Consider the following 18,571-nt stretch of genomic DNA (forward strand, 5'->3'; position numbering starts at 1 on the left):
GGAGACTTTATCCCAAAATGCGCAAGACAGGCAAATGAGCCGGCCCTAGCATGGCTGCTTTCTGTTGAACCGCACAGGCCATGCCGCCATGAACTCCACCCTCGCCGCCCATCCCGCGCAGCGCTCTGCTGCCCCGCCCCGCACCGCCTTTGGCGTGCTGGGCGCCATCAGTACCGCCCACATGGTCAACGACATGATGCAGTCGCTGATCCTGGCGCTCTACCCCATCCTGCAGGGCAACTTCCAGCTCAGCTTCAGCCAGATCGGCTTCATCACCCTGGTCTACCAGGTCACCGCCTCACTGCTGCAGCCGCTGGTAGGCCTCTACACCGACAAGCGCAGCACGCCCTATTCGCTGCCGCTGGGCATGTGCTTTACCCTGGGCGGCCTGCTGCTGCTGGCCTTTGCGCCCAACTACAGCACGGTGCTGGTGGCCGCGGCCTTGGTGGGAACGGGCTCGTCGATCTTCCACCCCGAATCCTCGCGCGTGGCCCGCATGGCCTCGGGCGGCAAGCATGGCATGGCGCAGTCGCTGTTCCAGGTGGGTGGCAACACCGGCACAGCGCTGGGCCCGCTGCTGGCGGCGGCAGTGATCGTGCCCTTTGGCCAGCAGAGCATTGCCTGGTTTGGGCTGGCTGCGCTGGGCGGCATTGCGCTGCTGACCTGGGTGAGCCGCTGGTATGCGCTGCAGCACCGCGCGGCCAAGGGCGCAGGCGCCCCGGTGGCCAATGGCCTGCCGCGCTCGCAGGTGCTGGGTGCCGTGGCCGTGCTGCTGGTGCTGATCTTCTCCAAGTACTTCTACATCGCCAGCCTGTCGAGCTACTACACCTTCTACCTGATGGAGCACTTTGGCGTGGGCGTGCAAAACGCGCAGCTGCTGCTGTTTGTCTTCCTGCTGGCCTCGGCCGTGGGCACGGTGGTGGGCGGCCCGATTGGCGACCGCATTGGCCGCAAGCCCGTCATCTGGGCCTCGATCCTGGGCGTGGCGCCGTTCGCGCTGATCCTCCCCCATGCCAACCTGGGCTGGACGGTGGTGCTCACCATCATCATCGGCCTGGTGCTGTCTTCCGCGTTCTCGGCCATCCTGGTCTACGCGCAGGAACTGATTCCCGGCAAGATCGGCATGGTCTCGGGCCTGTTCTTTGGCCTGGCCTTTGGCATGGGTGGTTTGGGCGCTGCCGTGCTGGGCATGATCGCCGACCGCAGCGGTATCGAGCATGTCTATGCCATGGCGGCCTACCTGCCGCTGCTGGGCATGGTGGCCATCCTGCTGCCCAAGGTGCCCAAGCGCTGATGCCCGTTTGAACCCCTGAAAACACCAACGCCCGGTCTTGCGACACGGGCGTTTTTCTTAGGGACAAGGTGCCAGGTTCAGCACCAGCGCAGGCTTAGCCGCAGGCACCCACGGCACCGCAGGAGGTGCAGTACTCGCAGCCATCCTTGCGGATCACCGCATGGGCGCCGCACTCGTTGCACTTTTTGCCGGCCATGGTCTGCAGGGCCTGGCTCACCACGGGCGCGGGCACGGCCGGGGTCAGGGTGGAGCTGCTGATGCCGGGCAGGTTCTGCTGGCGGCGGCGCTCCAGGATCTGCTGCACCGCGTAGGCGATGGCAGCCACTTCCGAGTCATGCCACATCGGCACATGGGTACCGTCAGCGCGCTGGTAGGTGCCCAAGCGCACGGGGCCCCGGTCCCAGGCGACCTTGCGCATGTCGGCCAGCGCACGCTCCAGGAAACCACCGCGCGCAGCCAGCGACAGCAGGCGCATGCTGGAGGTGATCCACTGCTGCGACTCGCCGCTCTGGCCCACGGGCATGAAGAACTCCACCGCGCGGTCCACCATGCTCTTGCCATCGGCGCTGGGCACCGGCAGGAAGGAGACGATGATGTAGAGGCGCTGCTGGCCTTCCTGCGTCCAGTACTCGACCTTGTCGGCCACGGCGCTGAGCTCGCCCTCGGGGCGGCGCTCGATCACCAGCTTCATCGGGTCCACCACGGCAGCAGCGGGGGCCTTGTCAGCGGCGGCTGCTGCCTCGGGCTTGGCGGCGGGCGTGGTCTCCAGCACCGCACCCAGAATGCTGTTGGGGCGGTAGGTGGCCAGGCCCTTCAGGTTGCCGCGCCAGGCCTGCAGGTAGAGGTTCTTGAAATCCTCATAGGGGTAGTCGGCGGGGATGTTCACCGTCTTGGAGATGGCGGTGTCCACATAGGGCTGCACGGTTTCCATCATCGCCAGGTGCTCGGTGGCCGACATCTCCAGCGCCGAGACAAAGTAGGCAGGCAGCTGCTCCACATCGCCGCCCAGCTCACGGTACAGGCGCCAGCTGTGGTCTTCGACCTGGTACTGGCTCTTGCTGCCATCGGCCTCGCGTTTGTTGCGGGTGTAGGTCCAGGAGAAAGCCGGCTCGATGCCGTTGGAGGCATTGTCGGCAAAGGCCAGCGAGACGGTGCCAGTCGGCGCAATCGACAGCAGGTGGCTGTTGCGGATGCCGTGCTTTTGGATGTCGTCCTGGATGTCCTGGGGCAGGCGGCTGGCAAAGGTGCCCTTGGCCAGATAGCCCTTGGCATCGAACTTGGGGAAAGCGCCCTTCTCTTGAGCCAGGCCGACCGAGGCGCGGTAGGAGGCATCGCGCATGCATTCGGCAATGCGCTTGGCCATGTCGCGGCCTTCCTGGTCGGAGTAGCGCAGGGTCAGCATGGTCAAGGTATTGCCCATGCCGGTAAAGCCCACGCCGATGCGGCGCTTGGCAGCCGATTCCTCGCGCTGCTGCTCCAGCGGCCAGAAGGTGGCGTCCAGCACATTGTCGAGCGCCCGCACCTGGGTGGCCACCACCTGCTCGAAGCTGTCGAAATCAAAGCTCGGCAGGCCGCCAAAACCAAAGGGGTTGCGCACAAAGCGGGTCAGGATGATGGGGCCCAGATCGCAGCAGCCATAGGACGGCAGCGGCTGCTCGCCACAAGGGTTGGTGGCGGCAATGCGCTCGCAGTAGCGCAGGTTGTTGTCGTCGTTGATGTGGTCGAGGAACAGAATGCCCGGCTCGGCAAAGTCATAGGTCGAGGTCATGATCGTGTCCCACATCGCGCTGGCACGCACCGTCTTGTAGACCCATTTGCCATCGTCGCGCAGCACGGCACCTTCGGCCCGCAGCTTGGCATTGGGCTTGCCGCTGTGCACCAGCTGCCAGTCGGCATCGTCCACCACCGCCTGCATGAAGGCATCGGGCACGCCCACCGACACATTGAAGTTGTTCCAGCGGCCTGGCGTACGCTTGGCGGTGATGAACTCCATCACATCGGGGTGGTCGATGCGCAGCACGCCCATTTGCGCGCCCCGGCGTGCGCCGGCCGATTCCACGGTCGAGCAGCTCTGGTCAAACACATTGATATAGCTGCAAGGGCCCGAGGCCATTGAGGCCGTGCCCTTGACCTCGGCACCCCGGGGGCGGATGCGCGAGAAGTCATAGCCCACGCCACCGCCGCGCCGCATGGTCTCTGCGGCTTCGCGCAGTGCCTCGTAAATGCCGGGATAGCCTTCGTCGTCAAAGCCCTGGATGCAGTCGCCCACCGGCTGCACAAAGCAGTTGATCAAGGTGGCCTGGATGTCGGTACCTGCGGCCGACATGATGCGGCCCGCGCCAATCGCGCCGGCATGCAGGTTGGCGTAGAACCTGGCTTCCCACTCGGCCTGCAGCTCGGGCTTTTCCACCGAGGCCAGCGCGCGTGCGACGCGGCTGTACAGGTCCTCGATGCTGGACTCATCACCCTTGAAGTACTTCTCCTTGAGCACATCCAGGCTGATGGCCTGGGGTGCCTGGGGTGCCTGGGCAGCCAGGGCCTGGGGAGACTGGGTGATGTTGTCGCGTTTCATCTGTTAAATCCTCAAAAAAACGGTCGTATGCAAGCAGATCGCGGCGATGGGCTGCCGCTGGGGCAGCACTGGCGCCAGACGACCCGCACCCCGGCGCCATGCAGCGGGGCATGGTGGCTCGGGCATGCCCAGGGTCAGGGCGGCAGTTTGGTGAAATCTATAGGCCGATCCAAACGCACTTGGGGGTTTGGAGGCCAACAACCAATCTACCCCCATTCGCCGAACATGGAAACCACGAAACCACCCTTGTGGTGTGGCTGCATACCCGCTCGGCCCGAGCGCCGAAATGCTGCGCTGCCACGGCTCGAGAAGCGAGGAAGCGCTTATTTACGGCGGGATCCGAAGCAGCACGGGTTCTGGTCGATGTCTTTGATTTTCAGCGGTTTTCCGGGTCGTCAATGGACCCGCATGACGGCTGGATGCCAGAACAATAAATTTATAATCTTGACGTTTATTTACAAAGTCGCAGCTTCGTTCTACCCGGCAAAAAGACCAAACCCCGACTGGGGAACTCCCTTAGCCAACACTGCGACAATGGCAGGTTATGACCAACGCTTACATCCTCACTCTCTCGTGCCCTGATCGCCGGGGGCTGGTCCACGCGGTATCCGGATTCCTGCTGGAGCACGGCAGCAATATTGAAGAAGCCGCCCAGTTCAACGATCCGGCCACTGGCCTGTTTTTCATGCGCGTGCGCTTTGCCAGCGAAGGAGACCCCAGCCAGCTGCGGGAGGATCTGGATGCTTTTGCCAAGCCTTTCGAGATGCACTGGCGCCTGCATGCGGCCGAAGAAAAGATCAAGACCGTCATCATGGTCAGCCGCCAGGGCCACTGCCTCAACGACCTGCTGTTCCGCTGGAAGGAAGGCCTGCTGCCGATCGACATCCGCGCCATCGTCAGCAACCACCGCGACTTCTACCAACTGGCGGCCAGCTACAACATCCCCTTCCACCACATCCCGGTGACGGCGGCCACCAAGGCCCAGGCCGAGGCCAAGCAGTTCGAGATCATCCAGGCAGAAGGCGCCGAGCTGGTCGTGCTGGCGCGCTATATGCAAGTGCTGTCCAACGACCTGTGCAGCAAGCTGTCGGGCCGTGCGATCAACATCCACCACAGCTTTCTGCCAAGCTTCAAGGGTGCCAAGCCCTACTACCAGGCCCATGACCGCGGCGTGAAGCTGATCGGCGCCACCGCCCACTATGTGACGGCCGACCTCGACGAAGGCCCGATCATCGAGCAGGACGTGGCCCGCGCCTACCACACTGACACGGTGGAAGACCTGACCGCCCGTGGCCAGGACACCGAGAGCCAGGTGCTGGCCCGTGCGGTGAAGTGGCACAGCGAGCACCGCGTGCTGATGAACGGCCACAAGACCGTCATCTTCCGTTGATCCAGCCCCGGGGCCTGCCAGCAGGCGGTTGCCCCGGTGACCTGGAAAGGCACTGCAACTTGCTACAGTGTGGGCATGAGCCAGGTTGACCTCCCCACGCCCCCACCGGCCACCACCGAGCGCGCAGAACGCCAGCGCGAAGTCGTGGCCGCCCTGCGCAAGCTGCTGCCCGACGACTGCCTGCTGTGGCACGACGAGGACACCACGCCTTATGAATGCGATGGCCTGACGGCCTACCGCCAGCGCCCGCTGGTGGTGGCGCTGCCCGAGACCTATGCCCAGGTGCAGGCGGTGCTGCAGGCCTGCCATGCGCTGCAGGTGCCGGTGGTGGCGCGCGGCGCGGGCACCGGCCTGTCCGGCAGCGCGCTGCCGATTGCGCTGGGCGTGACCCTGTCCATGGCGCGCTTCAACCAGATCCTGCACATCGACCCGGCTGCCTGCACGGCGGTGGTGCAATGCGGTGTGCGCAACCTCGCCATCAGCGATGCAGCGGCGCCCTATGGCCTCTATTACGCGCCGGATCCCTCGAGCCAGATCGCCTGCACCATTGGCGGAAACATTGCCGAGAATTCCGGCGGTGTGCACTGCCTCAAATACGGGCTGACGGTGCACAACGTGCTGCAGATCAAGGGCTTCACCGTCGAGGGCGAGCCCATCGAGTTTGGCAGCCAGGCGCTGGATGTGCCGGGCTATGACCTGCTGGCCGCCGTGATCGGCAGCGAAGGCATGCTGGCCGTGGCCACCGAGGTAACGGTCAAGCTGGTGCCCAAGCCGCAGCTGGCGCGCTGCATCATGGCCAGCTTTGACGATGTGCGCAAGGCGGGTGACGCGGTAGCCGCGGTGATTGCCGCCGGCATCATCCCGGCCGGGCTGGAGATGATGGACAAGCCGATGACGGCCGCCGTCGAGGATTTTGTGCATGCCGGCTATGACCTGAGCGCCGAGGCCATCCTGCTCTGCGAGAGCGATGGCACGCCCGAGGAGGTGGCCGAAGAGATCGCCCATATGAGCCAGGTGCTGCGCGCCGCTGGCGCCACCGCCATCAGCATCAGCGAGGACGAAGAAGAGCGCCTGCGCTTCTGGAGCGGCCGCAAGAACGCCTTCCCCGCCAGTGGCCGCATGAGCCCGGACTATATGTGCATGGACTCGACCATTCCGCGCAAGCGCCTGGCCGATATCCTGCTCGCCATCCAGCAGATGGAGAAAAAGTACCAGCTGCGCTGTGCCAATGTCTTCCATGCGGGTGACGGCAACCTGCACCCGCTGATCCTGTTCGATGCCAATGACCCCGACCAGCTGCACCGCTGCGAGCTGTTTGGCGCCGACATTCTGGAAACCAGTGTCGCCATGGGCGGCACGGTGACCGGCGAGCATGGCGTGGGCGTGGAAAAGCTCAACAGCATGTGCGTGCAGTTCTCGGCCGAGGAAAACGCGCAGATGCTGGCCCTGAAAGCCGCCTTTGACCCGCAGGGCAGCCTCAACCCCGGCAAGGTGATCCCGACCCTGAACCGCTGTGCGGAGTACGGCAAGATGCTGGTGCGCGCCGGCAAGCTGTCGCATCCGGATTTGCCACGCTTCTAAGTCGCTGTTTTAAGCCGCCGCTGGCGTACTGCCATGTCCGCCCTTGGCTGACAGGCGCCAGCGCCCGCCAGGCGCACAGTCACAGCAGATCCATGACTGCAAAGGACTGCTTTGAAAAACCGCACCCCCACCCTCCATGCCGCGCTGCTCTGCGCGGCCTTGCTGTCTGCCAGCGCCGCCCATGCCCAGCACCCGGCGCTGCAAAAAGCAGGCGATCTGCAATATGTCTGCGGCGGCATTGGTATTGATGAATCGACCGCGATGCGCGCGGCGATGAAGGACTACCCGTTGTCCCTGCTGTTTGCCACCAAATCCGGCGACTACCTGGCGAAGATCCACGTGGTGGTGGCCGATGGCAAGGGGCAGGAAGTGGCGCAGTTCCAGGCCCAGGGGCCCGTCTGCCTGCTGCGTCTGGAAGCGGGGCGCTATACCGTCAAAGCCAGTGCCGAGGGCGGCAAGAGCATTGACCAGAGTGTGGAAGTGGCGCCAGCCGGTGCGCCCGGCAAGACGCTGGACTACCGCTTCTGATCAGACAGCCGGGCCCAGGCTGCCGGAGACGGCGCTGATGCGGCCCTGGCTGTCCAGGTCGGCAACGATGCGGTTCACGCCGAGCTGGCCGGTGATGCGCGAGCCAGTTTCCTGCACGCTGAATCCCTTGGCCGGCAGGTAGTGCTGCAGCAGCACGCGGTGGTCCAGCTCAAAATCGCTGATCAGCTGTGACACGACGGTCGGCACGCGCTCGGGCTTGGGTGCCGTGCTGGGCAGGCCATGGTCGGGGTCGATCAGCGCCAGCAAGATGCCTTCGCCATAGTTGCCCAGGTAGTAGCCGGCGCTGTTGTCGGCGCCTGCAGCGATCAGGCCGATCACATGCAGGTCTTCCTGGCGCAGCGCGGTGCGTGGCTGGGTGAACAGCTCCAGGTTCTTGGCAGCGCCAAAGCCTTGCAGCTGGCGTGCGACTTCGGTAAAAGCGGGAGCCACCTCGGCCTGGGTATGCGCCCAGATCCACAGCCAGGTGCCCGATTGGAAGGAGTAGGAGCCCAGCACCTGCATGCGAAAGCGCAGGTCATCGCCAAAGGCAATCAGGCCCTGGGCGGTGTCGGCCGACCAGGCCCGATCGCCGACCTTCTCGGCAAAGTCAAGCTGGCGGTCCCAGGCCATGCCGGCATAGGCAGACAGCGCTTCGCGCAGCGCGGGATTGGCAATGGCGGGGGGAACTTCGGCTTCGCGGGCGGCTGCGGCCTCGAACAGATCGGCTTGGGGGCTGGGTGCGGCCTCAGCGGTGGGCTGGGCGGCAGTGGCTACCGGCACATCGCCAGCGCTGGGGATGGCCACCGGTGCGGCCAGTTCGGCAGAAGGGTCAAAGGCCGGTTCGCGCGAGCCGCGCGCAGGATCTTGCGGCACGGCGCCTGCTGCCGCAGCGGGGTGCGGGTTCAGGGTTTCAGCGGGGGCAGCCGTTGGCGCGGAGGGGTTCAGCCAGCCAAACAGTTTTTGCCACAATCCCATGGTGTTGATTCTCCTGCGGTAGCGGCACGCCCCATGCGCCCCAAGCGTCAAAGACCGTAATTCAGGGCCTATTGACGCTCAAAATGGGCACCTGCGCGCACCCATTGCCGCTTTGCTGCTATCAGTATAGGTGCAAACCACGATACCCCTGTTTTGCAGTTGCAACGGGGTGTAGGGTCTGACTGTACAGGAAGCGCGGCGCTAATGTCGCAGCAACTCAGTTCAGCGCCATGCTCAGGCGGCGGCGGTAGCTGCTCAAGAGCGCGCCCACTTCGTCTTCCTGCTTGCTGGCTTTGCCGGTCAGCGCAATGCCGCCAGCGGTGGTGCCGGGCACGGCATCGTTGGCCTTGGGCTTGGGGGGAGTCAGCAGCTCCAGAATGGCGACAAACAGCTTGCGCGCAGCCTGGTCGTTCCAGGTTTTGTCGCGCATGATGATCTCCAGCAGCTCGTCCATGCTGGCCGTCCACTGGCCTTCGGCCATCAGCGCCTGCGCCTTGGCAAAGCGGGTGTCGAAATCGCGCTTGTTGGCGGCAATGGCCGCGTCGAACTGCTCCAGCGGCCAATCGCCCCGGTCGTCCTCGTGCACAAAGCGGATCGCCTGGGCCCAGGCCTTGAGCGCCACAAAGCGCAGCGGCTGCTGGATACGCTTGAGCGGCTCCTCGATCTGGGCCTCGGCCTCGGTCACGGCACCGGTCTGGATCAGCAGGCGGGCGTAGTCAAAACGGGCATCGTCATTGCTGGGGTCGGCCGCCAGCGACTCATGCAGCATCTGCAGCGCAGCCTGCACATCGCCGCTGTCCAGCAGCTGCTGGGCTTCGTCGGCACCGGCTTCGGCGGCCATCGCGGCCTCGGATGGGAGGTGCTTGTCCAGGAACTCGCGCAGCTTGCCCTCCGGCTGGGCGCCCATGAAGCCGTCCACCGGCTTGCCGCCAATCATCAGCACGCAAGTCGGGATCGAGCGGATGCCGAACATGCCCGCCAGCTGCTGCTCCTGGTCGGAATCGATCTTGGCCAGCTTGAAGCGGCCGCCGTAGTCGACTTCCAACTTATCCAGCATGGGACCCAGGGTTTTGCAGGGGCCGCACCAAGGTGCCCAGAAGTCCACCAGGACCGGCACCTGCATGGAGGCCTGGATGACTTCGGCTTCAAAATTCTCAATGGTGACGTCGATCATGTCGCTAAAAATCCGTGTTGATCAGGCAGCTTCACTGCAAAAAGTAAAATGGCGGGTTCCATCCTGGCGCGGGGCCGGCATTCTTGCCCTTAGACACCCGCCAACCCACACTATGACACCCATCCAAGTTGGCGTGGTCATGGGCTCCAGCAGCGACTGGGAGACCATGCAGCACGCAGTTGCCATTCTCCAGCAATTCGGTATTGCCTTTGAGGCCCAGGTGGTCTCGGCCCACCGGATGCCCGACGACATGTTCCGCTTTGCCGAGAGCGCCGTAGAACGGGGCCTCAAAGCCATCATCGCCGGCGCTGGGGGCGCAGCCCACCTGCCAGGGATGATAGCCGCTAAAACCCCGGTGCCCGTCCTGGGCGTGCCGGTGGCCAGCCGCCACCTGCAAGGCGTTGATTCGCTGCACTCCATCGTGCAGATGCCCAAGGGCGTGCCGGTGGCCACCTTTGCCATCGGCCAGGCCGGCGCTGCCAATGCAGCGCTGTTTGCCGTGGCCATGCTGGCCAACGAAGACCCTGCGCTGCGCGCCAAGCTCGATGCCTTCCGCGCCGAGCAGACCGAGGCGGCCCGCAACATGACCCTGCCGGTGAACGAATGAGCACCAGCAGCCCCAGCGCCCAGGCGCACCACCAGACCCAAGTGATCTTGCCCGGCGCCACCTTGGGCGTGCTGGGCGGCGGCCAACTGGGCCGCATGTTTGCCCATGCCGCCCAGTCGATGGGTTATTTCACCGCCGTGCTGGATGCCGATGCCACCAGCCCGGCTGGTCTGGTCAGCCACCACCATGTGCGCAGCGGCTATGAAGACCCGCAAGGCCTGGCCGAGCTGGCGCGCCTGTGTGCTGCGGTGACCACCGAGTTCGAGAATGTGCCCGCCGCCGCGCTGAACCAGCTGGCCCAGAGCCTGCCGGTCTCGCCCGCAGGTGCGTCCGTGGCCATCGCCCAGGACCGCGCTGCAGAAAAAGCCCATTTCGTGAAATGCGGCGTGCCCTGCGCGCCCTACGCCGTCGTCGAGACAGCCGAGCAACTGGCCGCCGTCAACGACGCGCTGCTGCCCGGCATCCTGAAAACCGCGCGCATGGGCTATGACGGCAAGGGCCAGATCCGCGTCAAGACCCGCGAAGAGCTGGTCGCAGCCTGGAACGAACTCAAGCAAGTGGCCTGCGTGCTCGAAAAGATGCTACCGCTGGCGCATGAGTGCTCGGTCATCGTCGCGCGCAGCCGCAACGGCGATATCGTGCACCTGCCGGTACAGCGCAACCTGCACCGCGAAGGCATTCTGGCCGTGACCGAGGTCTATGCCGGCAACCTGCCCGCCGCGCAGGCCGAGCAGGCCATTGCCGCTGCCCAGTCGGTGGCCCAGGGCCTGGACTATGTCGGCGTGCTCTGCGTGGAATTCTTTGTGCTCGAAAGCGGCCAGCTGGTCGTCAACGAGATCGCCCCGCGCCCACACAACAGCGGCCACTACAGCCAGAACGCGCTGGATGTGTCGCAGTTCGAGCTGCAGGTGCGCTGCATGGCCAACCTGCCGCTGGTGCAACCGCGCCAGCACAGCGCCGCCATCATGCTGAACCTGCTGGGCGACCTGTGGTTCAAGGACAGCGCAAGCGCGCAGACCCCGGCCTGGGACCAGGTGCTGGCCCTGCCCGGCTGCCACCTGCACCTGTACGGCAAGGTCGATGCCAAGCGCGGCCGCAAGATGGGCCACCTGAACATCACGGCCGCCACGCCCGAGCAGGTGCGCGAGACGGCCCTGAAGGCCGCTGCCATCCTGGGCATTGCCGCGTTCTAAGAGGACAACACGTGATTCTGGATGGAAAGCTCGATGCCTCGGTGCGCGCTGCGGCCCTGGCGCTGCAGGCGGGGCAACTCGTTGGCCTGCCGACCGAGACGGTCTACGGCCTGGCCGCCGACAGCGACAACGATGCCGCCGTGGCGCAGATCTTCAGCGCAAAGGGCCGCCCTGCCGATCACCCGCTGATCGTGCATGTGGCCGATGCCGCTGGTGTGCAGCGCTATGCCAAGGCCGTGCCGGTGTTTGCCCAGCAGCTCATCGATGCGTTCTGGCCCGGCCCCCTCACCCTGATCCTGCCGCGCCTGCCCGGTGCGGCCGTGGCCTCGACGGCGGGGCAGGACAGCGTGGGCCTGCGCTGCCCCTCGCACCCGGTGGCACAAGCCGTGCTGCGGGCCTGCCAGCAGCTCCAGCCACCGGTCTGGGGCGTCTCGGCGCCCAGCGCCAACCGCTTTGGCCGCGTCAGCCCCACCACGGCCGCCCATGTGGCGGCGGAGCTCGGTGATGACCTGCTGGTGCTCGATGGCGGCGCCTGTGACATCGGCATCGAGTCGACCATCGTCGATTGCACGCGCGGCGTGCCCGTGCTGCTGCGCCCCGGCGCCATCACGCGCGACGACATCGAACGGGCCTGCGGCACCCGCCCCTTGTCGATGCAGGAGCTGACGGCCGATACCCCGCGCGCCTCGGGCACCCTGCTCGCGCACTACGCGCCCAGCGCCAAGGTCCGGCTGATGAATGCCAAGCAGCTGCAATCGGCGCTCGATGTGCTGGGTGGCGACGCGCGGCATATCGCCATCTACCACCGCAGCCCGCTGCGCAGTGCCAGCCGGCATCTGCGCCTGCAGCCCATGCCCGATGCCCCGCTGGCTGCGGCCCGCGAGCTGTTTGGCCTGCTGCGCGACCTGGACGACTGGGGCGCCAAGCTCATCTGGATCGAGACGCCACCGGACTCGGCCGACTGGGAAGGCGTCAGCGACCGTCTGCAGCGCGCTGCGGCGGCGGGCTGATTCGCTTAGCCCCTGGCGTTTTACCTCTCTTTACCTCATCACCTTGGTGGCCTGGATCAGCCTCGCTACACTACGCTCTACTTACTGGAGAACTCACATGGCAGCAAATTGGATGCGCCGTACCGTGTTGACTGCCGTGGCTGGTGCCTCGGTGGCCATGCTGGCGGCCTGCGGATCGAGCTCAACCGCGGACTCGATTCGCCCCGACAGCATCATCACCTTTGGTGATGCAATGTCCGACCTGGGCCAAAACCCCAATGGCCGTCCCTACTCGGTCAGCAACGGCAGCTACAACAACTGGACGCGTGAAATCGCCTACCGCTATGACCTGACGATCACGGCGGCCAAGGAAGGCGGTACCGCCTATGCCTACGGCAATGCCCGCGTGTCCCAGGCCGATGCGACCGGCGTGACCAATGCCCCCTCCATCACCTCCCAGATCGACAGCTACCTCGCTGCCAACCCGACCTTCTCCAGCAAGCAGTTTGTGCTGATGAGCGGCGGCATGAGCGACGTGATTGCCGGCTACAACGAATACGCCGCCGGCACCAAGACCCGCGACCAGTACCTGGCCGACATGACCACCGCCGGCCAGCAAATGGCTGCGCAGGTGCGCCGCCTCAACACCGCGGGTGCTCCCCGCGTGCTGACCGTGGGCACGCCCAACCTGGGCCGTACCCTGTGGGCCACCACGCTGGACAACGCGCAACCCAGCGCCGATCCCAAGCCCTCCAACACGCTGGAAGCTGCCACCACCGCCTTCAACAATGGCCTGCTGAACGCCTTGTATGGTCTGTCGGGCACCCAGGTGCTGTACGCTGACGTGCAGTACTACTTCAACTCGATGACCGGCAACCCCGGCAGCTACAGCTTCACCAACTACACCGATCCGGCCTGCACCACTGCAGATGCCACCAATGGCCTGAACATTGGTCTCAACCAGATCAACTCCTCGCTGTGCACCGGCGACACCTTGGTGGATGCCTCCAAGATCGACCAGTACCTCTTCTCCGACCTGGTGAACTACACGCCCCAAGCGCACCGCCGCTTTGGCGACTGGGTATACGACCGCATGAAAGCGAATTGGTAAGCCCTCGCGTTTTTAGCGAACTACCCAGCAAAAATGGACACCGAGGTGTCCATTTTTTATGGCCGCTTCAACGCGACCGAGGCAGATCAGACCCGCCGGTCAAGCCTGCATGCTGCCAAACTTGCCGCTGTTGAAGTCATTGACCGCCTGCACGATCTCCTGCTGGCTGTTCATCACAAAGGGACCGTAGCCAACGATAGGCTCGTCGATGGGCTCGCCGCTCATCAGCAGCAAGGCGACATCGCCATTGGCCTCCAGGCTCAGCTTGCGGCCTTCCTGGGCCATCACCACCAGCTGCGCCTCGCGCGCTACATCGTTGCCGTTGACCAGCACGGTGCCTTGCACGATGGCCAGCGCGGTGCTCCAGCCCTCGGGCAGCTCCAGCTCCAGCTTTTCACCGGCCACCAGGCGCAGATCCCAGACATGCATCGGCGTAAAGGTCTTGGCGGGGCCTTGCTGGCCTTGGTAATCGCCGGCAATCACGCGCACTTGGCCGCCACCGGGCAAGGCCACCGCAGGGATCTGCGATTGCACGATGGCCTGGTAGCCAGCGGCTGCGCCCTTGTCCTTGGCAGGCAGGTTGACCCAGAGCTGCAGCATGCGCAGCTTGCCACCCTTGGCGGTAAATGCAGGCGAATGGAACTCCTCGTGCAGAATGCCGGCGCCGGCCGTCATCCACTGCACATCGCCGGGGCCGATCTCGCCGCCCTGGCCGGTAGAGTCCCGGTGCGCCACCTCGCCGTCATAGACGATGGTCACGGTCTCAAAGCCCCGGTGCGGGTGCTGGCCCACGCCACGCGGTGCGCTGGCAGGTGCAAATTCAGCGGGGCCGGCAAAATCGAGCAGCAAAAAGGGGCTCAACACCTTGCCGTGGCTTTGGTAGGAAAACAGTGAACGCACAGGAAAGCCGTCGCCAACCCAGTGCTGGCGGGGTGCGTCTTGGACATGCAGTACGTTTTTCATCGGGGATTCCTGTCTGGCCTCCAAGCTAGGTGTCGGAAGGCTGTACCGTTATTGTGGGGTTGAAACACTGGAAGCGGTAGACGGCATAATTCGCCTTGATAGTTCTATTTCTTGAACGATAAAGACCATCCAGCTGAGCGCCCCATGCAGCAATTTGACCTCAACGACCTGTTCTATTTCGTCCAAGTCGTCGACCACGGCGGCTTTGCGCCTGCCGGGCGCGCGCTGGGCATGCCCAAGTCCAAGCTCAGCCGCCGCATCGCGCTGCTGGAAGAGCGCCTGGGCGTGCGCCTGCTGCTGCGCTCCACGCGCAAGTTTGCCGTGACCGAGCTGGGCCAGACCTACTACCAGCACTGCAAGGCCATGCTGGTCGAGGCCGAGGCCGCGCAGCTGAGCATCGACGCCGTGCAATCACAGCCCCGGGGCGTTGTGCGCCTGAGCTGCCCCATCACCTTGCTGCATGAGCTGGTCGAACGCATGCTGACCGACTTCATGGTCATGTACCCCGAAGTAACGATCCAGCTGGAGGCCACCAACCGCCCCGTCGATGTGATTGGCGAAGGCTTTGACCTGGCCATCCGCGTACGCACCATGCCGCTGGAAGACAGCGACCTGTCGGTGCGCATGCTCTCGGTCCATGCCCAGCACCTGGTGGCCAGCCCCATCCTGACCGCACGCCAGGGCATTGTGCGCAGCCCCGCCGATCTGTCGCAGTGGCCCAGCCTTTGGCTGGGCTCGCCCGAGCAGCAGTTTGTATGGAAGCTCGAACACGACAGCCAGCCCAGCGTCCAGGTGGCCCATGCGCCGCGCCTGATCACCACCGACATGGTGGCGCTGCGCAGCGCGGCCATGGCCGGCCTCGGTGTCGTGCAGTTGCCAATGATCATGGTGCACGAGCAGCTGGAGAAAGGCACCCTCGTTAAGGTGCTGCCCGAATGGGGGCCGCGCAAGGAGGCGGTGCATGCGGTCTTCGCCTCCCGCCGGGGCATGCTGCCGGCGGTGCGGGCGCTGATCGACCATCTGGCGGCCGCATTTGCCAAAGTGCCCGGCTGCTGATGCGGCCGGGCACGGGTTGGCATGGTGCCAGCGCTGAGGCGCTGCGCGCTTACAGCATGCGCTTTCTGCGCGCCATGGCCAGGGCGGCGATCAGGCCAGTCAACAGCAGGTAGGCCCAGGGGCTGCCCGCCGGCACGGCATGGGGTTTGGCCGGGCCAATCGGGTCAACCACACTGCCATCCTGGGTCAGCGGGTTGCGCACGCTGACTGCCACATCGCTGTCTGCAGGCACCACCACGGGATTGGCGCTGTACACCGGCGCAGCCCACTGGTAGGCCGCAGGGGCGGCGGCCTTGCCCGTTTCCGTCACCGTGCAGCTGGCATTCGCAGGCAGATCGGCCACGTGGACGCTGGCCTCCTGCCCATTGGCCACCGTCAGGCTGGCGGTATGCACGCCGTCCGGGCCGCAATCCAGGCTGAAGTCGAAGCTGCCATTGACGGCGGCAACCGCTGCTGCTGGGCCGCTGAAGCGCTTGGTCAGCTGCACACCACCGCTGAGGCGCTGCAGGCGGTTGGTCACCGTAAAGCCCTGCGCCTGTTCTGCAATCTCTGGCGCACCGCTCCAGCCATAGCCGGCCGGCGCTGCCGGTGGCGTGTCCTCGGTAGCCGTGCAGCTATCACCCTGGAACACCGTCAGCGCCGCACTGCTGCCGCTGGTAGCGCCGGCGGCCACGGTCGCCGTCCAGGTCTGTACAGGCTGCGTGCCGCAGCTCAGGCTGCCGCTGAAGCTCATCGCCTGGGGCAGACCGGCGGGCAGGCCGGCGATCTCCTTGGTCACCGTCTTGGTGGTGGTCGGCGCAAAAATCTGCAGGTTCACATAGCTCTGGTTGGACGCCAGGATCGGATCAATCACGCCGGCTGGCACAGCGGCATAGGCCGTATTGGTGTAGGTGCCAGGCTGCGCGCCCGCCGTGGTGTGGATGACAAACTGCACCGCGCCGCCATTGCCCAGCGATGTCACCGTGCTGCTCACGGTGCGGGTGGCCGGGTCGTAGTCCACCGTGGCGCCGCACTGCGCAGGCGCCACCAGCACGCTGCAGCTGGCATTGCTGAACACCACGCCTGCCGGCAGCGGGTCCGAGAACAGCACATTGCTGGTGTCCGCAGGGCCGGCATTGTGCATGTCCACCGTGTAAGTGACCGCCGCGCCACTGGTGGCCGTCACCGGGTTGACCGCCTTGTTGACCGACACATTCGAGCAGCTGAAGCGTTGCATGGTCGTTGTCGCGACGTTGTCCGACGGGGTGATTTCGCCCACGCCATCGCCAGGGTTCGCCGAGAACTCGTTGACCAGGGAGCCCGAGGGCCAGTCGCAGCTGCCTCGCGAGAAGCTGTAGGTCAGGCTGTAGCTGATGGTCAGCGAACCACCCACGGGCAGCTGTGGCACCTCCGCCTGGAAAGGGCCGACATAGCTATTGAGGCTGCCCGAATAAGGCGCTGGAAACGCTGCAGAGGCGGGACACTCTGCACCACCGGCTGCCGTGCAGCTGATCGCAGACGACTGTACATCCAGGCTGTTGGCCAACTCAAACTTGATGAGGCGGTCAGCGATGTAGGCGCTGCTGAGTGCTGCCGGGCCTTGGTTGGTCACCGTCATCGTGTAGGTCACGGGTACACCAGGCTGGTACACATCCGAATTCTGGGTCTTGGTCACCACCAGGTCGGTACGGGGGCAGTCAGGTGTAGCAGGCACCGTGATCCCCACCCATGCCATGTTGTTGCTGGTATTGGAATCGCTCAGGTTATCCGGCGTGGACGCGGAGAACTCGTTATTCAAACCACCCAAGGTACGGCCGCAAGGGACGGTGTCATTGAAGCTGGTTCGCACTTCGTAAATGATGGTCAGCCGGCCATTGACTGGCAACTTCGGCACCGGGGTGTTGAACAACATGGCAGACGATGCATTGCCGGTCGGTTTCAAGAATGTCGAGCCGGCAGGACAGACGGCCCCCCCTTCCGGCAAGCAACTGACGTACTGCGCAGCAATGTTGAAATAGCTGGCCGAACCGCCATGGGTGCGGATGACATCGGCCATATTGGCACCATCAGCGTCGTTCGGACCCGCATTGGTCAGGACCATCGTGTAGGTGACCACATCGCCTATGGTCGGCACCGGAGGATCCTGGCTTTTGCTCACCTGCAGGTCGGTCTGCAGGCAGTCGGGCGTACCCGGCACCTGCAGGATGGCCGTCTGCTCGTTGTCGGCCGGCGTGGTGTCCACCATGCCGTCGAGCAGCTGGATCGACGCCTGGTTGAACAATTGTCCCGCTGGGCGGCCACAGGCGGCATTGGGCACCAGATACGGTGTCATCGTGTAGGTGACGACCACGGCGCCGCCGGGTGGCAGCACCGGCACGGTGGCGTTGAACACCGGGCTGTAGTCGTTGCTACCGCTGCGGTTGGGAAAGCTGGCGTTGTCCGGGCACTGGGCGCCGCCGCTGGCCGTGCATTGGTTGAACACCAGGTTAGCCCCAATATGGCTGATAAAGCTGTTGCTCAGCCGGTCGTAGAGCGTCACGCCATCGGCCGAGCCCACGCCGTTGTTGCGCAAGGTGATGGTGTAGGTCAGCGGCACACCGTTCTGGTAGTTGTCGCTGCTTTGCGTCTTGGTCACCGCTAGGTTCACCTCATAGCGCATGGCCGTGCTGATGGAGCTGCTGTTGGATCCCGGCACCGGGTCGGTCACTCCGGCAGGCGGGGCGATGGTGGCGGTATTGGTCAAGGTGCTGGGCCCCGTCACGCCAAAGCGTGCCTGAATCTCCACCCGCACCTTGCCCTGGTTGGGAAAGCTGCCCAAGCTGCCAGACACCACGCCATTGGCCACCGACAGATCCGCAGGACAGGTCGCGCCCCCCGATGCCGAGGCACACAGCGCCGTCACATTCGTCAATCCCGCAGGCAGCACATCCTGAAACTGGGCACCATCGGCCCCATTGGGGCCGTTGTTGTCCATCTCCAGCACATAGACCACCGGCGTACCACCCAGGGCCGAGGAAGGACCAGATTTGGTGATCTGGACATCCGCCGACTGCGCAAGCGCATACAGCGGCGAGGCAGCCATCAGCAGCACGGCTGCCTTGGCCTGGGTGCTGCCGACAAGTGCGCGCATCCACCATTTTTTATACGTCATTGTTTTTC

At 64.9% G+C, this 18,571-nt stretch carries 14 protein-coding genes; 9 read left to right on the top strand and 5 right to left on the bottom strand.

The annotated features are described in order from the left end of the window. Positions 1 to 88: 88 nt before the first annotated feature. Positions 89 to 1,294, top strand: a complete 1,206-nt coding sequence (locus EDF71_RS03275) for an MFS transporter (protein WP_133855198.1) — start codon at positions 89 to 91, stop codon at positions 1,292 to 1,294. A 94-nt stretch (positions 1,295 to 1,388) separates the two neighbouring features. On the opposite strand, the gene EDF71_RS03280 is transcribed toward EDF71_RS03275, so the two are convergent. After that, positions 1,389 to 3,866 carry an adenosylcobalamin-dependent ribonucleoside-diphosphate reductase gene (locus EDF71_RS03280; protein WP_133855199.1) on the bottom strand — a complete coding sequence of 826 codons (2,478 nt, stop codon included), beginning with the start codon at positions 3,864 to 3,866 and terminating at the stop codon, positions 1,389 to 1,391. 544 nt (positions 3,867 to 4,410) lie between these two features. Between EDF71_RS03280 and purU the strand changes: the two genes are divergently transcribed. From purU to EDF71_RS03295, 3 genes are all read left to right on the top strand, one after another. Beyond that, on the top strand, positions 4,411 to 5,256 hold the full coding sequence (gene purU / locus EDF71_RS03285; protein ID WP_133855200.1) for a formyltetrahydrofolate deformylase: 846 nt from the start codon (positions 4,411 to 4,413) through the stop codon (positions 5,254 to 5,256). Positions 5,257 to 5,331: 75 nt separating this feature from the next. Continuing rightward, on the top strand, positions 5,332 to 6,837 hold the full coding sequence (locus EDF71_RS03290; RefSeq protein ID WP_133855201.1) for an FAD-linked oxidase C-terminal domain-containing protein: 1,506 nt from the start codon (positions 5,332 to 5,334) through the stop codon (positions 6,835 to 6,837). A gap of 111 nt (positions 6,838 to 6,948) precedes the next feature. Then, positions 6,949 to 7,365: a carboxypeptidase regulatory-like domain-containing protein gene (locus EDF71_RS03295; protein ID WP_243854152.1), complete on the top strand. Its 417-nt coding sequence runs from the start codon at positions 6,949 to 6,951 to the stop codon at positions 7,363 to 7,365. On the opposite strand, the gene EDF71_RS03300 is transcribed toward EDF71_RS03295, so the two are convergent. Both EDF71_RS03300 and trxA read right to left on the bottom strand, forming a co-directional pair. Then, positions 7,366 to 8,340 carry a DUF6882 domain-containing protein gene (locus tag EDF71_RS03300; protein ID WP_133855203.1) on the bottom strand — a complete coding sequence of 325 codons (975 nt, stop codon included), beginning with the start codon at positions 8,338 to 8,340 and terminating at the stop codon, positions 7,366 to 7,368. Between the two features lie 217 nt (positions 8,341 to 8,557). Next, on the bottom strand, positions 8,558 to 9,514 hold the full coding sequence (trxA, locus tag EDF71_RS03305) for a thioredoxin (protein WP_133855204.1): 957 nt from the start codon (positions 9,512 to 9,514) through the stop codon (positions 8,558 to 8,560). Positions 9,515 to 9,626: 112 nt separating this feature from the next. On the opposite strand from trxA, the gene purE reads away from it, so the two are divergent. From purE to EDF71_RS03325, 4 genes are all read left to right on the top strand, one after another. Then, positions 9,627 to 10,121 carry a 5-(carboxyamino)imidazole ribonucleotide mutase gene (gene purE, locus EDF71_RS03310; RefSeq protein WP_021027607.1) on the top strand — a complete coding sequence of 165 codons (495 nt, stop codon included), beginning with the start codon at positions 9,627 to 9,629 and terminating at the stop codon, positions 10,119 to 10,121. Further along, the gene (locus EDF71_RS03315; protein WP_133855205.1) at positions 10,118 to 11,314 is read left to right on the top strand and encodes a 5-(carboxyamino)imidazole ribonucleotide synthase; all 1,197 of its coding nucleotides are present in this window, start codon (positions 10,118 to 10,120) and stop codon (positions 11,312 to 11,314) included. The genes purE and EDF71_RS03315 overlap by 4 nt, the downstream gene beginning before the upstream one ends. An 11-nt stretch (positions 11,315 to 11,325) precedes the next feature. Continuing rightward, a complete protein-coding gene (locus EDF71_RS03320) occupies positions 11,326 to 12,324 on the top strand; it encodes an L-threonylcarbamoyladenylate synthase (RefSeq protein ID WP_133855206.1) in 999 nt (332 codons plus the stop codon). Positions 12,325 to 12,421: 97 nt separating this feature from the next. Further along, a complete protein-coding gene (locus EDF71_RS03325) occupies positions 12,422 to 13,414 on the top strand; it encodes an SGNH/GDSL hydrolase family protein (protein ID WP_133855207.1) in 993 nt (330 codons plus the stop codon). A gap of 99 nt (positions 13,415 to 13,513) precedes the next feature. Here the strand turns inward: EDF71_RS03325 and EDF71_RS03330 are convergent, their stop codons facing one another. After that, positions 13,514 to 14,377: a pirin family protein gene (locus EDF71_RS03330; protein ID WP_133855208.1), complete on the bottom strand. Its 864-nt coding sequence runs from the start codon at positions 14,375 to 14,377 to the stop codon at positions 13,514 to 13,516. Between the two features lie 144 nt (positions 14,378 to 14,521). Here EDF71_RS03330 and EDF71_RS03335 point away from each other — a divergent pair, with 144 nt between their 5' ends. After that, positions 14,522 to 15,433: a LysR family transcriptional regulator gene (locus EDF71_RS03335; RefSeq protein ID WP_133855209.1), complete on the top strand. Its 912-nt coding sequence runs from the start codon at positions 14,522 to 14,524 to the stop codon at positions 15,431 to 15,433. A 49-nt stretch (positions 15,434 to 15,482) separates the two neighbouring features. Here EDF71_RS03335 and EDF71_RS03340 read toward each other — a convergent pair whose 3' ends face one another. Continuing rightward, on the bottom strand, positions 15,483 to 18,563 hold the full coding sequence (locus EDF71_RS03340) for a DUF5979 domain-containing protein (RefSeq protein ID WP_166656438.1): 3,081 nt from the start codon (positions 18,561 to 18,563) through the stop codon (positions 15,483 to 15,485). Positions 18,564 to 18,571: the final 8 nt, after the last annotated feature.

The organism is Comamonas sp. JUb58, assembly GCF_004364775.1.
Lineage (GTDB): Bacteria > Pseudomonadota > Gammaproteobacteria > Burkholderiales > Burkholderiaceae_C > Comamonas.